Source organism: Acetobacter fallax (genome assembly GCF_011516735.1).
Classification (GTDB): Bacteria; Pseudomonadota; Alphaproteobacteria; order Acetobacterales; family Acetobacteraceae; genus Acetobacter; species Acetobacter fallax.
In genome coordinates this window covers 1-734 of the sequence record NZ_WOSX01000145.1, presented here as the reverse complement: position 1 = coordinate 734, position 734 = coordinate 1, and the positions used below count along the sequence as shown (strand labels likewise).

The window sequence follows — 734 nt, the reverse complement described above, 5'->3', positions numbered from 1 at the left end:
ATGTTTTCGTTCGCTTCGCCATCATGTATCTGGTCAGCGGTCTCAGTCCTTCGACGATGATCGCGAAGCCGCGAACGCCGTAATCAAAACGGAGGAGCGCAAGGCTCTTCTCGGCCACGCTCACCGGTTGAGACATCAGAACAAGTGCTCGCTGGTATTGCAGCGGAGCCGGAATAGCCGGGAGAATGTCAGCCAGAGAGCTGCTGTGATCGAGTGTCGTCCTTATTATTTGTTGGATCTGAAAACAGTTTCGCGATTAGCGCATCTTCGCTGTTTGCGGAGCTTGTTCCGGAGTTCGCGTAAAGCGATATAGACACCGATGAAGCTTGGCTGTTCATGGCTGTCGTTCCCGAAGCAGTATAAAGGCTTCCGGCGGCCGATGAGGATGATGATGTGAGAACCGTTTCGACTCCCCCTTTCACAGTAATGGCACCAGCGACCTGTGACGCGGATTTTCCGTCAATCACACTGGTCGGATTTACCGGAACATAGGTTCCGTCCTGCGGTATCAGCACGACGGGACCATCGCTGTGAAAAGCGACCGACGAAGACCGTGAAGACACGTCGATTATTGCTGCATTCCCCGATTTATCGACTGCCGTTGCGGCTGTATCATTTGCGCTTGATGCGGTGGCATCAGGCTTGAGCATGCCGGTATACATGGCGAAGGATTCCGCAGCTATATACCCCTGAAGCAAAGTATTCATTTTACGTCGTCCCGTTGAGGTGACAGC

General features: G+C 53.1%; 1 protein-coding gene. It reads right to left on the bottom strand.

The window, feature by feature from the left end; translation table 11 throughout:
- Positions 1-188 precede the first annotated feature (188 nt).
- Positions 189-734: hypothetical protein (locus tag GOB85_RS18905; RefSeq protein ID WP_338421824.1), on the bottom strand; the 546-nt coding region annotated here is incomplete at its 5' end.